The sequence below is a fragment of the Herbaspirillum autotrophicum genome (assembly GCF_001189915.1).
Classification (GTDB): Bacteria; Pseudomonadota; Gammaproteobacteria; order Burkholderiales; family Burkholderiaceae_D; genus Herbaspirillum; species Herbaspirillum autotrophicum.
Window position 1 is genome coordinate 167,613 of record NZ_LFLS01000006.1, and the last position, 17,534, is coordinate 185,146.

The following is a 17,534-nucleotide window of genomic DNA, read 5'->3' on the forward strand; positions in this document are numbered from 1 at the left end:
GATGAGCGTCGCCAATTATCTGCTTCCCTTTTACCAATCCGGCAGTCTGCCGGTTCATTGAAAGACGATAGAAATGCCCAACCCCGCCAATAAGCCGATTCATGTCGCTTTGCTCGATGATCATGATGTCGCGCTGCACGGATTCGCCAGCATTCTGGCCCGCGAAATAGATTTTCTGGTCGTTGGCATGTACCGTAGCAGTGAAGAACTGTTTGCCGGTTTGCGACATATTTCGGCCGATGTTCTGGTCGTCGATTATGCTCTCGGGCCGAAAGAAGTCGACGGGCTCAATCTGATCCGCGCCTTGCGTTCGCAATACGCGGGCAGCCGTATCCTGGTGGCATCGGGGCATTGCAATCCAAGTACGGTATCACTGGTGATGCGTGCCGGCGGTCATGGATTCATCGCCAAAACGCAGGATCTGACGGACCTGGTCAAGGCTATTCGTCTGGTGGCGGCGGGTGAAATTTATGTGTCGCCGCTGATGACCAAGTCGATGCTGGGCATGACTTCGCTGCGGCAAACCGATATCGCCGAAACGGCCGGCAACGCGGAAGCCGACGATCTGGTCTTGCGTGGTGTATTGTTGACACCGAGAGAAAAAGAAGTGGTGCGCTGTTTTCTGGCAGGCATGACGGTGACTGAAATTGCAGGGAAATTCATGCGCAGCCCAAAAACGATCAGCACCCAAAAAAGCTTTGCATTCAAGAAGCTGGGAATTCGCAACGACAGCGATTTTTTCAAGTTGCGTGAACAGCTCGAACGATTGTCCTGACCGTCTGCTGTCAGATGCTGTGCCGCCAGCGCAGCAGACCTGACTGGCTGCTCTGCTTCGCCCGCCTGCGGGTGGCGGCAGTCCCCCGGCGGCGTTGCGAATAGGCCTGAGTTACGAGTAGGCGTTGACGCGAACGTCGGCGACTGGCAGAGGTTCGGGAAATTTTTGCTCAGAGCGGTATTGCGACTGGCAGGGGATGCGGATGCTGACCGTGGTGCCGGTGCCGGGAGCGCTGCGCAAATCGATGCTGCCGCCCATCAGTACGATGAGTTCGCGACAGATTGCCAGGCCCAGCCCGCTGCCGCCGCGATGTCGTGCCCTGGCATCGTATGCCTGAGAAAACGGCCGGAACAGTCGCTTTTGTGCTTCCGCCGAAATACCGATGCCGCTGTCGACGACGGTAATTGCCAGCGTGCCATTCGCATCCCCGATCGACAATGGCGTGAAACCTGCCGTCACATAGATTGCCCCCTGGTCGGTGAACTTGGTGGCGTTGGAAAGCAGATTGATCAGAATTTGTCGCAGGCGTGCGGCGTCGACAATGACGTGACATTGATGCGGGGTCGAAATGTTGACGTGGATCGGCAATCCCTTGAAGCGCGCCTTGAGGCGCGCCATGCTGACCGCATCTTGCACGAGCGTACGCAATTCATGTGGCGCGAGCATCAGCTCAAGTCGCCGTGCTTCCAGTTTGGAAAAGTCGAGCAGATTGTCGAGCAGCGCAAGCAATGATTCGGAAGCCGTGCCCGCCATGGTCAGAATTTCATTGGCGGAGGCATCCAGTTGCTGCTCCTGAAGCAATTCAATGGAGGACAGGATGGCATTCATCGGGGAACGGATTTCATGACTCATGACCGCCAGAAACAGCGATTTTTCACGTTCGCTGCGGGTGGCACGCCGCCCGGCCTGGCGCTCCCGCAGGACCAGTATGAACATCAGCAGGATGGCGGCTCCCGCGACCGCCAGTTCCAGTGTGTAGTAGCGCAACAAGGCAACCCAGTTGGGGGCGCCGTAATCGCCGCTGTTGAGCCATTTCTTGGCTAGGTCATCGCGTTGCTTGGCGGTCATCGAGGCCATCGATTTGTTGATGATCGCCGCCAGTTCGCGCAATTCCGGGCGCACGCCCATGCGCAACTGAATCGGAATGTCGGCGGCCACGCCCGACACATTGAGCTGGCTGGCGTAGCGGTGATGCATGATCGGGATCAGCACGGCGTCGAGATCGAGGGCGGCATCGGCCAGACCGCCGGCGACGGCTTCCATGGCTTTTTCCTGGGTGGAGAAGGGCATGGTGACAATGTCGGGATATTCGGCATTGACCAGCTTCATGTAGGTGCCGTTGCGCACGGCCAGTTTTTTGCCGTCGAGATCGCGCAGGCGGGGCACGATCAGTTCGCTTGAGCGGGTCACGATGACCGAGTTGCCCTTGTAAAACGGCGTGCTGTAGAGCAGGTGCGGCTGGTTCAGTACGCTGCTTTTGACGGTAACGGCGACCAGATCGATTTCTCTGGCGCCGAGACGGCGCGACAGGTCATCGCGATCGCCGCTGTCGGGTTCGGCTTCAAAGCGCAGGCCGCTGACATTGGCAATGAAGTTGAGGTAATCGGCGACCAGTCCGCGATAGACGCCGTGGCTGAGGTAGGAGAATGGTCTGAAGTCGGCGTCGTAGACCACGCGGATGACAGGATGTGCCGCGATCCAGTTTTTTTCTGCTTTGGTGAACTGGACCGGATTGTGGGCGTTGCCTATGGTGGCGGTTGCCATTGCGCACAGAAAAAGAAATTGATGGCGCATACATGCCTCCTGAGGGTTGGGTACTGGCGATGCGGTTGCCGGCCTGGATCGGTCAGATGAATGACGATTGTTTCTCCGGCAGCGGGTGCTGCACATCCTTTCTGTGAAATGGAGCGTGTGCCCGGCGGGCGCATTGCAGCGTGGCCGGCGACAACGCCGGCTGTGACGCGGCGGCATCGTGTGCGCCGGTTGCCAGCGCTGCATTGGCCGGGGCGATCCGTGCCATATCGTTCATCTCGTTGCCGCCTCGTGTGGCTGTCACGTTGCCGAATGAGGCGACGGCCCGGTGATGGATATTTCGTACGGTCTGATACGCGTGTTCAATACGTGCCGGTGCACCGCAAGGCGAGCCGGATTCCGCTCAGCGAATCCATCAAAAAACCGAATTGTAAGATCTGCTTCCAGGGCTGTGAATCGCTTATTGACGATATTTCATTAGAAAAAATTGGCTGACACTTTGTTGTATTCCAAGGTGACTGCACATGAAATTTATCGGTTGAATTTTGTCTTTTTGATAATGAGTTGTATATTGCCTGTTGGCAACAGGAGCGACATTGAATCGCAGATATATCATTTTCATTTCCATTCTGGCCGCATTCGCCGGGACGCTCATCTCACTGGTGACGGCGTTCTGTCTGTCATGGAGCAGCGCCATCGGCGAAGAGCGGAAGCGGCTCACGGTCTTTGCTGGGCAGGCCACCGTGCGTGCCGATCTGACCTTGAATGCGGCCCGCAAGGTCTTGCAGAATGCCGGGCAATTTACGGCTCCCCCATGTTCTGAGCAGCACATACAGGAAATGCGCCTGGCGGTGATCAATTCGAAGAATGTGGAGGAAATGGGATATTTCGATGCCGGCCTGCTGAAATGCACTTCGTGGGGCGTCACCACGGCACGCGTGGCGCAGGTAGCGTCCGACTTTACGATGGCCGACGGTATTCAGGTCACGTTGCGGATGCAACCGGTCGTGACCATGGGTAAGCGGATGACGGCGTTGCATCTTGGTTCGTACAACGTCCTGATCGATCCGGCCCGTTTTGCCGACATCGTGCTGGAACCGGAAATGACGCTGGCCGTGATGACCGCTGACGGACGTGTTTTCGGTACGCAGCATGATCCTGATCTGGCCATGAACCGGTCGCTGTTGCATGTTCCGCCAGGCCCGGACGGCGGGCCGTTGTCGGTTGTGGTGCGTGGCGTTGATCTGCATGCGGTGCTGACCGAACCGCATGCCAGGGTGCTGGAGCGGGTCGCGCAACAGCAATGGCTGCTCATGCCGTTCGGCGCCTCTGCGGCACTCCTGCTCATTGGCATCGTCATCTGGCTGGCGCGCCGTCGCTTGTCATTGCTGGGAGAGCTTGGCGTGGCGGTGGACCGGCGCGGGTTCAGCGTGCATTACCAGCCGTTGCTCAATATGCGCAGCGGCGTCTGTGTCGGCGCCGAGGCACTGGTGCGCTGGTGTCGCGCCGATGGCAGTATGGTGCGTCCCGACCTGTTCATTCCGCTGGCCGAACGCAACGGCCTGATTCAGGCCATTACCGATCAGGTCATGCATACCGTCATCCACGATTTCAAAGAGCACTTCAAGGCCGAGCCTGATTTGCATATCGCCATCAATATCTGTGCCCAGGATATCAAGACCGGCCGTTTTCTCAATGTACTGGAGCAAGCCTTGCGGGACGCCGGCGTCGCCGCCCGCCATCTCTGGCTGGAGATGACAGAGCGCGGATTGATCGATACCGATGCCGCCAGAATTACCATTGCGCGGGCGCGGGCGGCGGGACATGCGGTGGCGATCGACGATTTCGGCACCGGCTATTCCAGTCTGTCCTGTTTACAGGATTTGCCGTTGGATGCGTTGAAAATCGACAAGTCATTCATCAGCAGCAGCGGCCTGGATCTGCTCAACAGCAGCGTGACGCCGCATATCGTGGCGATGGCCAAAACCTTGCAACTGAAAATTGTCGCCGAAGGCATCGAAACCCGGGAGCAGGCCGATTATCTGCAGGCGCTGGGAGTGGAATTCGGACAGGGCTGGCTGTACGGCAAGGCGATGCCATTTGCCGAATTCATGGTGTTTTATCAGAGTCGCAAAGCCGGCGGACCAGGCTGATTGCATCAACCTGGCCGGTGTTCAATCTGCCGGCGGCGGTGCCAGTACATCGCGCGCACCATTGCGCGACATGGCCGACAGAATGCCGGCGCTTTCCATTTGTTCCACCAACCGCGCGGCGCGGTTGTAGCCGATGCGGAATTGACGCTGCACCGAGGAGATCGAGGCACGCCGGCTGCGAATGACATAGGCGGCAGCTTCGTCATACAAGGGATCGGCTTCGACATCACCGGCATCGCCGCCCAGTTCCAGTTGAATTTCTTCCGACTCGGGTACGGCCAGAATCGATTCTTCATAATCCGGTTCGCCGAATGACTTCAGGTGTTCCACTACGCGGTGCACCTCCTCATCGGAAACGAACGCACCATGCACCCGCTGTGGATAACCGGAGCCCGGTGGCAGGAACAGCATGTCGCCATGCCCCAGCAACGCTTCCGCGCCCATCTGATCAAGCACCGTGCGGGAATCGATCTTGGACGACACCTGGAATGCCACCCGGGTGGGAATATTGGCCTTGATCAGACCGGTGATGACATCCACCGATGGCCGTTGGGTCGCCAGAATCAGGTGAATCCCGGCGGCGCGTGCCTTTTGTGCCAGCCGCGCAATCAATTCTTCGATCTTCTTGCCGGCTACCATCATCAGATCGGCCAGTTCGTCGATGACCACCACAATCAGTGGCAATGGTGCCAGCGGTTCGGGCGCATCGGGCGTGAGCGAGAATGGATTGCGCACCAGCTTGCCGGCAGCGATGCCATCCTTGATTTTCTGGTTGTAGCCGGCCAGATTGCGCACACCGAGCGCCGACATCAGGCGATAGCGCTTATCCATTTCCGTGACACACCAGTTCAGCGCGTTGGCGGCCAGTTTCATGTCCGTGACGACCGGTGCCAGCAAATGCGGAATACCGTCATACACCGACAATTCCAGCATCTTCGGATCAATCATGATCAGCCGGACTTCTTCCGGCGTCGCCTTGTACAGCAGCGACAGGATCATGGCATTGATCGCCACCGATTTGCCGGACCCTGTGGTGCCGGCCACCAGCATGTGGGGCGCCCGCGCGAGGTCGGTGACCACCGGCACGCCGGTAATGTCCTTGCCCATGGCCAGTGTCAGCATCGAGGCCGAACGGGTGTAGGCATCAGAATGCACGATTTCGGCGAGCCGGATCATTTGGCGGCGCGGATTGGGCAATTCCAGTCCCATGCAGGTTTTGCCGGGAATGGTTTCGACTACCCGGATCGATGTCAGCCCCAGCGCCCGTGACAGATCTTTCATCAGGTTGACGATCTGGGCGCCGCGCACGCCAAGCGCCGGTTCGATTTCAAAGCGGGTGATCACCGGACCGGCATTGGCGCCGAGTACGGTTACCGGCACCTTGAATTCCTTGAGGCGCTGCTCAATCAATTGTCCGGTTTCTTCCAGTTGCGCGGCTTCGATTTCAACCGGCAAATCGCGACCCTGATCCAGCAGGTCGATGGCCGGCAGCGGAATCGAATTGCGGTGCATCAGCCAACTGCTGTCTTCATCGTGCTCGACGGCGGGCGACTCATCGGCCGGTGCAGCGTTCCAGCTGCTCTGCGGGCGTGGTGCCGGCGGCAGCCACGGCGCGCCGGGCGGCTCCGGGGCCACGGCAGTCATGACTTCGGCGACTGTCGCTTGCGGTACGCTGGCGGCAGCCACGGTCCATGGCGCCGGTGATACTGCAGGTGCGACCGCGGTGGCGACGATGGCCGATGGTGCTGAGGTGAGGGCAGGCGCAGGAGCGGTGACCGCAGCGGCGGGTGTCATTGCCGGCGCTGATACCGGCGCCGGCGGCGGCATTGGACGCGCCACCGGTACCGGCTGCGGTGCGACATTGGTGACCGTCTCGCTCGCCGGCATCCGTGCTTGCAACGCGGTCCGCAGCGAGGTTGGAATTGCGGTACCGGCACTGCTGGCGTCGCTGATCCGGATGCGGGTAGTGCCGGTGCTGCTGCTGTTACTGATTGATGCACGCGGCGGCGTTGCCGGACGCATCTGATTCTGCTGTTGGGTATTGGCGGCGGGAGCTTCACTGCGCGCCAGCATGGCGGGTGTCGGCCGCAAGGTTTCAAACGCCGCCCATTCCGATTCCGGTCGCGCCGGCCGGCGGGTTTCTTCGTTGTTCCTGGGGAGTGCCGGCCATTTTGCCGCTGACGATTTCTTGACCGCCTGCACCGGGCCCGGCAGGGACCACGGTTCCTTGCGACGGCTGCTGGATGGCGTGAACGTTTTGCTGAAATTCGAACTGCGCTCGCTGCGTTCGGTTCTGTCCAGCGCCGCCGGCTTTTCGGATTTGACCGGTTGCCGTACCGGCAGCGGGGTTGCCGTTGGCGCAACGCGCGGCGCCTCGCTGGTGGCGGCCGCCGGTTTGGCGATGCCGAACAGCCATGACAGACCGAGCGCGCCGATGACCATGAAGGCAATCACGGCGAACGGTTTGCCGACCAATGCCGGCAAGGCGCTGGCCAAGGTATGGCCGACCGCACCAGCCACAGGTTCGCCGCCATCTTGCATGCGGAGCATGGCTTCCAGCGCGCTGCTGGCAATCAGAATGGCGGCGGCGCCGAGCCACATGCGGATAGTGCCGCGCCCCTGCAGGCCGGGCTTGCCGGCGACGAAGGACAGAGTCACCCGGCCCAGCAAGGGCAGCAACCATAAGAACGACCAGCCAAACCAATTAAAGAGAAATATGCGCATGAGCCGAAGTTTACAGGAAGCAGGGCAGATTCAGAAATAGTGTTGCCATCAGTCCTGGCTGACCGGATCTGACGACGGCACGACGTCCATGTGACGCAGTCCGCCCAGCGTGCCATAGGTCAGCAATAACGTGACCAGCGCACAACTGGCAATGGCAATCACCATCGGCAACGCAGAGCCATCGATGAACAGACCGGTAATGCCGATGACGACGGCGCCGCTCAGCAATTGCAAGGTGCCCATCAGGGCCGAGGCGGTACCGGCGATGGCGCCGTGTTCTTCCAATGCGAGCACGGCCGTGGCCGGAATCACCAGACCCAGAAAGGCGTTGCCCACCAACAGGAAGCAGGTCAGCACATCCAGCCGGTCAACCCCGAGCAGCCAGGTTGCCAGCAGCAGCAACATGGTCAGGGCAAAGCCGGTCGCGGCAAAGCGCACCATCTTTTTCAGGCCGAAGCGGGCACCCAGTCTGCCGGTAAATTGTGACGCACCGATGAACGATACGGCATTCATGGAAAAGGCGATGCTGTACATGGTGGGCGACAGGCCGTAATGGGTAATTAATACGAACGACGAATTGGCCAGATAAGCAAAAAAGCTGGCCATGCCGAAACCACCGATGAAGGTCAATCCCAGAAAATGCCGGTCTTTGAGCAACAAACCGTAGGCGGCAAAGGCACTGCCCAGTGAATGATGTTTGCGGTCGGCGGCCGGCTGCGTTTCGCGCAGTACGCGGGCGGTCATCACCAGACCAGCCACGGCGGCGACGGTTACTACCCAGAATATTCCGCGCCAGCCAGTACCGGCGCTGATGGCGCTGCCGGCCAGCGGCGCCAGGATCGGTGACACGCTGAAGACCAGCATCAACAGTGACATCAGCCGGGCGGCATCATTGCCGGTATGCAAGTCGCGCACGATGGCGCGCGGCACCACCATGGCCGCGCCGGCACCCAGGCCTTGCACGAAGCGAAAAGCAATCAGCGCCTCGATGCTGCCGGCCATGGCGCAACCGATGCTGCTCAGTCCAAACAGGGTCAGGCCGAAATAGAGCGGTGCTTTGCGGCCAAACATATCGGACGCCGGGCCATAGACCAATTGTCCCAATGCCAGAGAAATGAAAAATACCATCAGGCTTTGCTGAATTGCCGCGACGTCGGCATTCAGGCTGACGCCAATCGCCGGCAACGCCGGCAGATACATATCAATGGCGAACGGGCCAATCGCGGAAAGCAGGCCTAATACCACCGCTGTTTTGAAAAAAGGGGATGTCATGAACTCATTTCACTATTGCTTGCATAACCCGCCAGCTGTCTCGTTGCCGCCGTCGGGCCGGGCTTGATATAACGGTATCAGCCGCAGATGCCCGGGATTGAAGATCGCCTGCAGGCGAAGAAAGGCAGGCATTGTAATCCTTTTGAATAGTTGTTGCCGGAATGCCGCCCGCCGGTTCTGTTTTGCTTTACACTTCTTGCTCGAAAGAAAACATCTTCCCGATGATACGGATTCAGTGGCGACAAGGTCTTAACAAGATCTTTTCAGAACGGTTTTATGGTTTTGCACAACGGCAATCTGCCTGAGCAGTCTTGTCTGTCACCCGGAATATCCCGGCTGGCCGGGCGTTTGCCATGGTTGTTGCTGCTGCTTTGCATGGTGCTTTTCGGACCGGCGGCACGCGCGCAGATACCGCTTCCGGATACTGCCCGGATGTTGCCGCAATCGCCGCCGCTGGTCTTGCAGGATCAGCAAAGCACGATGGATTTGTGGCCTTCCTTGCGCATGCTGTCCGACCCCAGGCATGCCATGTCGATTCAGCAAGTGCTGGCCGAATCCGATCACTTCACTGTTCCCAGTGTCCCTTATGCCAATCTCGGACCGCGCCCGGACACCGTCTGGCTGCGCGCCGAACTGCAAGTGCCGGCTGACGCGCGTGCAGTGTGGTGGCTCAACGTCAATTTCCTGCGCCTGGATGAATTGACGGTCTATCTGGTGCACCAGGGCCGCGTCATGCAACAGAATTTCATGAGTCAGCAACTGGCCTTCAACGACAGGCCCTGGCCGTTCCTGCCCTATGTCGTCAAGTTGCCGCTGGAGCCGGGTGAACGCTATGAGGTGGTGATCCGGGCACGCAAGTACGTCAAGCTGGCGATGTTGATGCCGGTTTCGTTGCAGCAGACCGATCATCTGTTGCAGGAAGAAGCCGGAACCCAATTCTGGCAAAGCCTGCTGTTCGGGCTGGGGCTGTGCATGGTTGCCTACGCGTTGCTGGCCGCGATACTACAGCGCGAACGGCTGTATATCTGGTTTGCCCTGTTTGCCGGCAGCAGCACCATGCTCTGGTTCTGTTACTTCGGTCTGGCGGCGCAACACTTCTGGCCGGATTCGGCCGATCTGAGCGTCAAGATCGCGCTGTTATGCATTTTATTGACGCCGTTGAGCGGCTTTTTGTTTGTCGAACGGGCCTTGGCGTTGCGCGAAAACAGTCCGCGCATCAGTTTCGTTCTGCGCTTTCTGGCCGCGTTGCTGGCGGTGCTGGCGTTCTTGTTTTTGCTCGGTGCGCTGGATGGCAGCGATGTCGTGCTGGCCATCGGACTGATTGGCCCGTGGCCGCTGATTCTGGTTTTTCCGCAAGCGTTGCGGCGCGCCCGTGAAGGCGACCCGATTGCCATCTGGGTGATCGCCGGCATGCTGCCGCATGGCGTTGGTTTGCTGGTGGCAATGGGCTTGCATCATGGCGTCCTGCCGCGTTTTCACTGGATCGAGCACCTGCCGCAGGTGACCGCCGCGCTCGATTTGCTGGCCTGGGTGATGGCCATGAGTCTGCGCTCCGACGGCATCCGGCGGGCGGCCGCCCAAAGCCAGCTGGAACGCGACCGCTTGCTGATCGTGTCGCAGACTGATGCGCTGACCGGTTTGCTTAACCGGCGCGGACTGGAGCATGAACTGCAAAAACTCTTCAAGCACGTCAGCCCGTCGCAGATGCTGGCGTTGTATGTTATCGATCTGGACGGCTTCAAGCCGATCAATGACGCGTATGGCCATGACGCCGGCGACGAAGCACTGACGCTGGTGGCGCAGCGGTTGCGGCATGCGGTGCGTGGCGGCGATCTGGTCGGACGTCTGGGCGGTGACGAGTTTGTGGTGGTGGCGCCCCGTCAGCACAATGAAGTGCAGGCGGCGCAGGTGGCCGAAAAGTTGCTGGCCTGCTGTATTGATCCTTTTATCCTCAGCACCACCGTGTGTGAATTCGGCATGACCATCGGTTACGCCATCGCCCCGATTGACGCCGCCAGCGCCGAAGGCCTGCTCAAATATGCCGATACCGCCATGTATGAGGGAAAGCGTGCCGGCAAGCGACAGATCCGGCGGATTCGCAGCGGCACTGGCCTGACGCTGGTGAGTTGATTGCCTGTTCAGATCGGTTGAAGCGGTTCAGGCGCGCTTGCGCAAGCCATTGGCTTGTATCAGCGTCAGTGGACCGTGGTCGATCCAGTCGTCGATGTTGAAATTGCCCGGCAGCAGATCCCACTTGAACAGAAAATCCTTGAAGTCGCTCAGGGCTGCAATCGAGGTCGGTGCCAGATCGACGCCCAGATTCCGGTGCAGGTTTTTGCCGTAGGCAGCACGTACCGATTCCGCTGCGGTGCCGGTTTCGCTGGCGATGTAAGCGATGGTTTCGTTGGGATGGGTCTTGGCCCATTCGCCGGCGTCAGAGACCAGTTGCAGGAAGCCGGCGACGATGTCGGGAAAGTTGCGCAAGATTTCGCCGTGCACGGTCAGCGGCCGTGGCGTGCCGTTATTGTTGCGAATGTGCGGGTCAGGATGAAAGCCGATATCCACCACCACATGGGCATTGAGTGTTTGCGCAATTTCCAGACCGGGCGAGCCGCGCACATAGATGGCATCGACTTCACCATGCAGCAAGGCATGGGCTTCGGCCAGATACAGCCGGCGCAGGTCGCGTTCCACATACACCAGTTCTACCTCGTCCGCGCTCAGGCCTTCCAGTTCCATGGCGCTCAGAAAGCCGCGCAAGGCCGTGGCGCGGAACATGTCGATATCGTCTTCCTGACATCGCGGTATGGCCAGCCGCCGGCCACGCAAATCCCTGATGCTGCGAATGCCGGAGCCAGGCAAGGTCAGGATTTGCTGCGATTCATCCGTCCACGACAATCCGATGACATAGGTATCGGCCTTGCGCGCCCGTGCCCACAACGCCGGAATGCTGCTGCCTTGACGAAATGAGCGGGTCAGCATGTATTCCCGATGCAGTGCCGGATCTTGCAGCATCTCGGGCGTGCGCAGCGATTTGATTGCCACGCCATCCGCCGACGGTTCACCATTGAGCCAGCCGAGATGCACGGCGATCCCGAGCGGGGTCGGCACAGGCGAGCGTTCGTACCACAAGGGGTGGGTTGCAGGCGGCGATGGCAAGATATTGTTCATAGTCAAAGGTCGGTTGTACGGACGTGCGCAAAGCACAGGAAAACGATCTGGTTCCTCTTCATAGCAAAAAATGCGCCATATGCAGCGGTGCCGATCGCCACCTGAGCGGTATCCGTTCAGTCGTCGTCAATCCGGCGCTGGCTGTCTGTCTCGCACTGATGGCCGGGGTCGCCGGCGCCGTTCCGGCGCAGACCTGCCACTCAATGACGCTGCTGGATCAGCAACACTGCATCAGCATGTTGCTGCGTTTGCAGCAGCACGGCAGCAATCAGCGCGACCGGCAATCGACAGTGCATATTGCGCTGCCGCAAAAAAACTTAGCGATATCAAGCGCTTAAGCCATGGTGCGACAAGGTCTGGCGGCTTGGCATGGAATCTGCTGAACGTGGTCGCTGGCAGGCGACTTTACGTCTGCGCAATTATTTTCCAGAGTCTGGCATTCATGAGTACGTTGACTTTTCAAGGCGCAAATGTGACTGCGCGACGCATGGCGCGCAAACGTTCGGCCCGGATAGTGGTGCGGCCGGCCGTGGCAGCGGCCGATGGTGCGCTGCCGTTGCCACCTGCGGCAGCGGCGATTGGTTCGCGCAGGATATTCACGTTGCTTGGTTTGGTGCTGTTGGCCTTGTTGCTGCATGCCGCCATTTTCGGCGCACTCTCATACGGACCAGCCGATGCGCCGGTGACGCCACCCAAAGTGCCGCCGATAGAAATCCAGATCAGCAAGCCGCAGCCTTTGCCGCAGGCGCCACCGTCGTCGCCGCCAACACCACCCAAAAAACTGGCGCCGGTGCCGCCCCTGTTGAAGCCGCCGCCAACGATCAGAACACCGGCACCGGCTGCGCCGGCAATCGCGGCTGCAAACACTGTCGTGACCGACAACAGTCAGGCGCCGGCCGAAGCGGTTGCCGTTGCGGCACCAGCCGCTCCGCCGGCGCCTGCTGCGAAAGCTGAAAAAACCACGCAGCCGCGCGGTGATGCCGCTTATCTCAATAATCCGCCACCCAGCTATCCGGTCATGGCGCGCAGCCGGGGCTGGGAAGGGCAGGTACTGCTGAATGTGCATGTGCAGGCCAACGGGCGTCCGGACCAGATCGAGATTGTGCAGTCGAGCGGGCGCAATACCCTGGATGAAGCGGCGCTCAAGGCGGTCCGTGGATGGTTGTTTGTCCCGGCCATGCGTGGCTCGACCGCCGTTGACGGTTGGGTGCAGGTGCCGATTGATTTTAAACTTGGAAAGTGAAGGACATCATGTCAGATTTTGCATTGAATCTTATTGTGCGCGGTACCCTCTACACGCTGCTGTTTTTTTCGCTGGTGACGTGGGTGCTGATCCTGGCCAAAGGCGTTCAGCACTGGCGCGTGGCGCGGCAAGACCGGCGTTTCGCCCGGCAATTCTGGAGTGCTGCCAATCTTGAAGCCGCCGCAGCGCTGGCCGGAGATGACAGTCCCAAAGCACGGCTGGCCAAGGCCGGCTTCGGCGCGCTGACCGACAGCGCCGATGAAGTCGCTGATCTGGAACATAGCTGGGACCGTCAGGAATTGCTGGAGCGGCATTTGCATCAGCAGATCCAGCGCGAGCGTCACGGGCTCGAAAGCGGTTTGGCGGTGTTGGCGTCGATTGGCAGCACGGCGCCGTTTGTCGGCTTGTTCGGTACCGTGTTCGGCATCATTCATGCATTGGCCTCGATCAGCAAAAGCGCCTCGGCCAGTATCGACGTAGTGGCCGGTCCTATCGGCGAAGCATTGATTGCCACCGGTATCGGGATTGCCGTGGCGGTGCCGGCGGTATTGGCCTACAACTTTTTCTTGCGGCGTCTGAAAGTGTTGAGCGCCGATTTCGACAGCTACGCCACCGATATCGTGAACTTGTCGCAAAAGCGTGGTTTCCGTCTTCAGCAAGGCAGCGCGCGCGTTACCGCCATCAAGGACGTGAAACAAGTGGCTGCCAAGCGTGAGGTATTTGCATAATGGCTTTTTCATCAAACAGCGATGGCGACAGCGTTCTCAGTGAAATCAACATCACGCCGCTGGTAGACGTGATGCTGGTATTGCTGGTGGCCTTCATCATCACCGCGCCGCTGCTCAATAATGCGGTGCACATCAACTTGCCGAAAACTGCGACCACCGCGCCGCCGACGCAAACCAAGGCGGTCACCGTCAGTGTCGATGCGCAACGCAAACTGTTCATCGACAAACAGGAAATTGCACAGGAAGCGCTGGAGCCGGAACTGCGCAAGCTGGTGGCGGCCGACCACGATCTGAGTCTCAGCCTGCAAGCCGACGACGCCGTACCGTACGGTGCTGTCGCCAAGGTAATGGCGGTGATCGAACGTGCCGGTGTCAGCAAGCTGGCGGTGCTGACCACGCCCGGCGGTTGAGCATCGCGCCGGCCGGCTTATTTGGTTTTGCCATATGAATATGAAAAACCATTGGTTCTCCGGCCGGCGTCAACGTGTTAACTTGATACCGTACGCAAGACCAGATGAAAGTTAATGATGGAGGTATTAAGTCTCCCCAATCCCGCCGCGCATGCCATATCGATTCGCGCCAAGGCGCTCGCCTTCGAGGACCCGAATTCGAAAATTCTGCTGGAACGCATCCGGCTGGTCGCACCCAGTGACGCCAGCGTACTGGTGACCGGCGAAAGCGGCACCGGCAAAGAATTGATCGCGCGCCTGGTGCATACCTTGAGCGAACGTGTCGACCGTCCCTTCATCGCCGTCAATTGCGGTGCCTTTTCCGAAACGCTGATCGAGAGTGAATTGTTCGGGCATGAGCGCGGCGCGTTTACCGGCGCGCTCGATAGTCGTCCCGGCTGGTTTGAAGCGGCCAATGGCGGCACCTTGTTTCTGGACGAAGTGGGTGACCTGCCGTTGTCGGCGCAGGTCAAATTGTTGCGGGTATTGCAGGAGCGGGAAGTAGTGCGGGTCGGGTCGCGCAAGGCGATCAAGATTGATGTGCGGCTGGTGGCGGCAACCAATGTCAAACTGGAAGCGGCAGTGCGCGCCGGCAATTTCCGCGAAGATTTGTATTACCGTCTCAATGTCGCCAAACTGGCATTATTGCCGCTGCGTCAGCGGCCCGACGATATTCTGCCGCTGACCAAGCATTTCATCGATATCTATACCAAGCGGCTGCGCATTTCGACACCGACCATTGCCGATGCTGCGTTGCGCCGGCTGCAACAGTATTCATGGCCGGGCAATATCCGCGAGCTGGAAAATGTGATTCATCACACCTTGCTGATCAGTCGCGGGCAGCAGATTGAAGCCAGTGATTTTCAGTTTTCGTCGCTGGGTGTATTGTCATCACTCAATGAAGGCGACGTTGCGGCGGCGGACGGCCTGCATGCGCCGGCCGAGCAGCGCACGGCGGACAGCGCATCGCCATTGCAAGCGCTCAAGAAAGCATTGACCCGTCTGTATGATGAAAATCCTCCCGATCTCTGGCAAGACATCGAAGCTGCGGTGTTTTCAACGGCCTACGATTACTGCGACAGAAATCAATTGCAGACCTCGCGTCTGTTGAACCTGAGCCGCAATATTGTCCGCGCGCGACTGGCGCAACTGGGCATTCTCAAGTTGCAGGCTGCCGATTCGATCTGACGCATCGTTTATCCACATTCATTTTCCATTGTTGACATGCTGCTGATGGCGCAACACGGCTGCTGCTATATCAGCAGTCCGGCTGTTGTCTGCGGCAATGGCCGTCGCCGCATGCGTATTTTCGTTGCTCGCCAGGCCGCCATCAGCAAGGCGGTCCGGACCATGGCGGCGAGCGGACGGCGAGCGCGGCGGATGGCATGCATCCTGCATTAGCGTCTGTCTGATTCAATTACAACGCCGCGCAGCCGGCGTATCAAGCAGAAAAACAATGAGAAATATCTGGCGAGTCATTCGTTTCATTCCCGAATATCGCGGGCGCATTCTGGGTGTGTTTGTGGTGGGAACGGTATTGGGTGCGGTGAGTACTGCCACGCCGTTTTTGTATAAGCACATCGTCGATGTCATCGCCGCTCTGTTGTCCGGCCAGGTATCGGCGCAGCAAGCCAGTGCCAGCGTCGCAGTATTGCTATCGCTGTTTTTCGGGTTGCGGGTGCTGATGGTGTTGTTCAGCGCCTTGCAAGACAAACAGTCGGATGACTTGTGGCTGGATACCGTCAGTACCTTTCGTCAGCGGGTATTCGACAATATGACGCGTATGTCGATTGACTACTTTGAAAAGAAGCGCGTCGGTGAAATCATGGATCGCTTCGGCCACATCACGACCATCACCATGTGGCTGTTTTCGTTGACCGAAGGAACGCTGGCCAACATTCTGCAATTGTTTTTCATCGTCGCCATGCTGTTATGGAAAGCACCTGTGATCGGCTTGATCATGGTGGCCGTGGTGGCCCTGAATCTGTTGCTGTCGTATCGCACCGTGCATGCCACGCAACCTTACCGGCGCGGCTGGCAACGACTGGCAGGGCGGATGTCGGGCTTGCTGGCGGAAATGATTTCCAACGTCGCCACGGTACGCAGCTTCGGTGGCGAGCCGGCCGTCAAGCAACGTTACGATGATACTCAGGCCGAGTGGAAGCTGACGCGCGATGCCTTGCACAAGCTCGAATGGCGTGCCAGCCTGTGGCTCAACCTGGCCAATGCCGCCGGCTTGTGCCTGACCGTCGGGCTGGCGGCGCATGGCGCATTGAACGGCCGCTTCAGTCCCGGCGATGTGCTGTTCGTACTGACGTTGGCACAGAATCTGATCAATACGATTGCGCCGATTTCGCGCCAGCTGAATCAAATGGGCGATATCGAAAGCAATGCGGAACGCCTGGCCGAATTGCTGGATGCACCGGCGCAATTGGCGGATCGCCCCGACGCTATACCGTTGCAAGGTATCGACACGATCGTGTTCGATCATGTCAGCTTTTGTTACCCGGGCCAGTCGCAACCGACCTTGCATGACATTTCATTTTCGTTGTGCGCCGGTCAGGCACTGGCACTGGTGGGACCGAGCGGTGGCGGCAAGACCACCATTGTCAAACTGCTGATGGGATTTTATGCGCCGGGCAGCGGCACCATTCTGATCAATGGCCGGGATTTGCTGGATTACCAGCAAGCCTCGGTGCGCGCCTTGATGGGGGTGGTATTGCAAGATGTCGCCTTGTTCAACGACAGCATCGCCGAAAACATTGCGTTTGCCAAAGTCGGGGTCGATCTGGCGCAGATTCAGGCGGCATCGGCACTGGCGTATGCCGATGAATTCATCAGCCGGTTACCGCAAGCCTACAACACGATGGTCGGCGAACGCGGCGTCAAATTGTCCGGCGGGGAAAAGCAACGGATTGCGATTGCCCGCGCGATTCTCAAAAATCCGCAACTGATCATCCTCGACGAAGCTACCAGTGCGCTTGATTCCGCATCGGAACATCTGGTTCAGCAAGGACTGGAAACACTGGTCAGCGGGCGCAGCTCGATCATCATCGCGCATCGCCTCAGTACCATCAGAAGTGCTGATCTGATTCTGGTGATGCAGGACGGCTGCATTGTCGAACGCGGTATTCACGCCGAACTGGAACGGCTGCATGGCGGCTTGTATGCACGTCTGTATGCATTGCAAGGCGGGGCGCCGGTAACGGAGCTGGCGGCTTAGGGCTGCTGCAGATGCAGCACTGCTGATCGGTTGTTGCCACACCA

13 protein-coding genes are annotated in these 17,534 nt (G+C 59.1%); 8 read left to right on the forward strand and 5 right to left on the reverse strand.

Annotated elements, in window-relative coordinates; genetic code table 11:
- The first annotated feature begins 73 nt into the window (after positions 1–73).
- Positions 74–775, forward strand: a complete 702-nt coding sequence (locus tag AKL27_RS07085; RefSeq protein WP_050462088.1) for a response regulator transcription factor — start codon at positions 74–76, stop codon at positions 773–775.
- A 111-nt stretch (positions 776–886) separates the two neighbouring features.
- Here the strand turns inward: AKL27_RS07085 and AKL27_RS07090 are convergent, their stop codons facing one another.
- Positions 887–2,569: an ATP-binding protein gene (locus tag AKL27_RS07090; RefSeq protein WP_050462089.1), complete on the reverse strand. Its 1,683-nt coding sequence runs from the start codon at positions 2,567–2,569 to the stop codon at positions 887–889.
- Between the two features lie 52 nt (positions 2,570–2,621).
- Positions 2,622–2,804 carry a hypothetical protein gene (locus AKL27_RS28105; protein ID WP_050462090.1) on the reverse strand — a complete coding sequence of 61 codons (183 nt, stop codon included), beginning with the start codon at positions 2,802–2,804 and terminating at the stop codon, positions 2,622–2,624.
- 319 nt (positions 2,805–3,123) lie between these two features.
- On the opposite strand from AKL27_RS28105, the gene AKL27_RS07100 reads away from it, so the two are divergent.
- On the forward strand, positions 3,124–4,680 hold the full coding sequence (locus AKL27_RS07100; protein WP_050462091.1) for an EAL domain-containing protein: 1,557 nt from the start codon (positions 3,124–3,126) through the stop codon (positions 4,678–4,680).
- 21 nt (positions 4,681–4,701) lie between these two features.
- On the opposite strand, the gene AKL27_RS07105 is transcribed toward AKL27_RS07100, so the two are convergent.
- Together AKL27_RS07105 and AKL27_RS07110 are read right to left on the reverse strand one after the other, a co-directional pair.
- Complete coding sequence (locus tag AKL27_RS07105; protein WP_050462092.1) at positions 4,702–7,404, reverse strand: FtsK/SpoIIIE family DNA translocase; 2,703 nt, start codon at positions 7,402–7,404, stop codon at positions 4,702–4,704.
- Positions 7,405–7,452: 48 nt separating this feature from the next.
- Positions 7,453–8,676, reverse strand: a complete 1,224-nt coding sequence (locus AKL27_RS07110; protein ID WP_050462093.1) for a multidrug effflux MFS transporter — start codon at positions 8,674–8,676, stop codon at positions 7,453–7,455.
- Positions 8,677–9,108: 432 nt separating this feature from the next.
- Here AKL27_RS07110 and AKL27_RS07115 point away from each other — a divergent pair, with 432 nt between their 5' ends.
- Positions 9,109–10,806: a diguanylate cyclase gene (locus AKL27_RS07115; RefSeq protein ID WP_198155902.1), complete on the forward strand. Its 1,698-nt coding sequence runs from the start codon at positions 9,109–9,111 to the stop codon at positions 10,804–10,806.
- A gap of 27 nt (positions 10,807–10,833) precedes the next feature.
- On the opposite strand, the gene AKL27_RS07120 is transcribed toward AKL27_RS07115, so the two are convergent.
- On the reverse strand, positions 10,834–11,847 hold the full coding sequence (locus tag AKL27_RS07120) for an ABC transporter substrate-binding protein (RefSeq protein WP_050462095.1): 1,014 nt from the start codon (positions 11,845–11,847) through the stop codon (positions 10,834–10,836).
- Between the two features lie 442 nt (positions 11,848–12,289).
- On the opposite strand from AKL27_RS07120, the gene AKL27_RS27060 reads away from it, so the two are divergent.
- The 5 genes from AKL27_RS27060 to AKL27_RS07160 all read left to right on the forward strand — a co-directional run bounded on the left by AKL27_RS27060 (position 12,290) and on the right by AKL27_RS07160 (position 17,490).
- Positions 12,290–13,090 (forward strand): energy transducer TonB, encoded by an 801-nt coding sequence (locus AKL27_RS27060; protein WP_083438915.1) that lies wholly within the window; start codon positions 12,290–12,292, stop codon positions 13,088–13,090.
- Positions 13,091–13,098: 8 nt separating this feature from the next.
- Complete coding sequence (locus AKL27_RS07140) at positions 13,099–13,818, forward strand: MotA/TolQ/ExbB proton channel family protein (protein WP_050462137.1); 720 nt, start codon at positions 13,099–13,101, stop codon at positions 13,816–13,818.
- Positions 13,818–14,228 (forward strand): ExbD/TolR family protein, encoded by a 411-nt coding sequence (locus AKL27_RS07145; protein ID WP_050462099.1) that lies wholly within the window; start codon positions 13,818–13,820, stop codon positions 14,226–14,228. The genes AKL27_RS07140 and AKL27_RS07145 overlap by 1 nt, the downstream gene beginning before the upstream one ends.
- A 117-nt stretch (positions 14,229–14,345) precedes the next feature.
- Positions 14,346–15,455 (forward strand): sigma-54 interaction domain-containing protein, encoded by a 1,110-nt coding sequence (locus AKL27_RS07150; RefSeq protein WP_050462138.1) that lies wholly within the window; start codon positions 14,346–14,348, stop codon positions 15,453–15,455.
- Between the two features lie 268 nt (positions 15,456–15,723).
- Entirely contained in the window at positions 15,724–17,490 is a 1,767-nt protein-coding gene (locus AKL27_RS07160) for an ABC transporter ATP-binding protein (protein ID WP_050462101.1), read from the forward strand.
- Positions 17,491–17,534 lie beyond the last annotated feature (44 nt).

What these genes read in the sequence shown, in the direction of transcription:
- AKL27_RS07110 (WP_050462093.1), bottom strand. Translation starts at nt 8,676, where the DNA reads ATGACATCCCCTTTTTTCAAAACAGCGGTGGTATTAGGCCTGCTTTCC.
- AKL27_RS07115 (WP_198155902.1), top strand. Translation starts at nt 9,109, where the DNA reads ATGTTGCCGCAATCGCCGCCGCTGGTCTTGCAGGATCAGCAAAGCACG.
- AKL27_RS28105 (WP_050462090.1), bottom strand. Translation starts at nt 2,804, where the DNA reads ATGAACGATATGGCACGGATCGCCCCGGCCAATGCAGCGCTGGCAACC.
- AKL27_RS27060 (WP_083438915.1), top strand. Translation starts at nt 12,290, where the DNA reads ATGAGTACGTTGACTTTTCAAGGCGCAAATGTGACTGCGCGACGCATG.
- AKL27_RS07090 (WP_050462089.1), bottom strand. Translation starts at nt 2,569, where the DNA reads ATGCGCCATCAATTTCTTTTTCTGTGCGCAATGGCAACCGCCACCATA.
- AKL27_RS07120 (WP_050462095.1), bottom strand. Translation starts at nt 11,847, where the DNA reads ATGAACAATATCTTGCCATCGCCGCCTGCAACCCACCCCTTGTGGTAC.
- AKL27_RS07140 (WP_050462137.1), top strand. Translation starts at nt 13,099, where the DNA reads ATGTCAGATTTTGCATTGAATCTTATTGTGCGCGGTACCCTCTACACG.
- AKL27_RS07105 (WP_050462092.1), bottom strand. Translation starts at nt 7,404, where the DNA reads ATGCGCATATTTCTCTTTAATTGGTTTGGCTGGTCGTTCTTATGGTTG.
- AKL27_RS07145 (WP_050462099.1), top strand. Translation starts at nt 13,818, where the DNA reads ATGGCTTTTTCATCAAACAGCGATGGCGACAGCGTTCTCAGTGAAATC.
- AKL27_RS07150 (WP_050462138.1), top strand. Translation starts at nt 14,346, where the DNA reads ATGGAGGTATTAAGTCTCCCCAATCCCGCCGCGCATGCCATATCGATT.
- AKL27_RS07085 (WP_050462088.1), top strand. Translation starts at nt 74, where the DNA reads ATGCCCAACCCCGCCAATAAGCCGATTCATGTCGCTTTGCTCGATGAT.
- AKL27_RS07160 (WP_050462101.1), top strand. Translation starts at nt 15,724, where the DNA reads ATGAGAAATATCTGGCGAGTCATTCGTTTCATTCCCGAATATCGCGGG.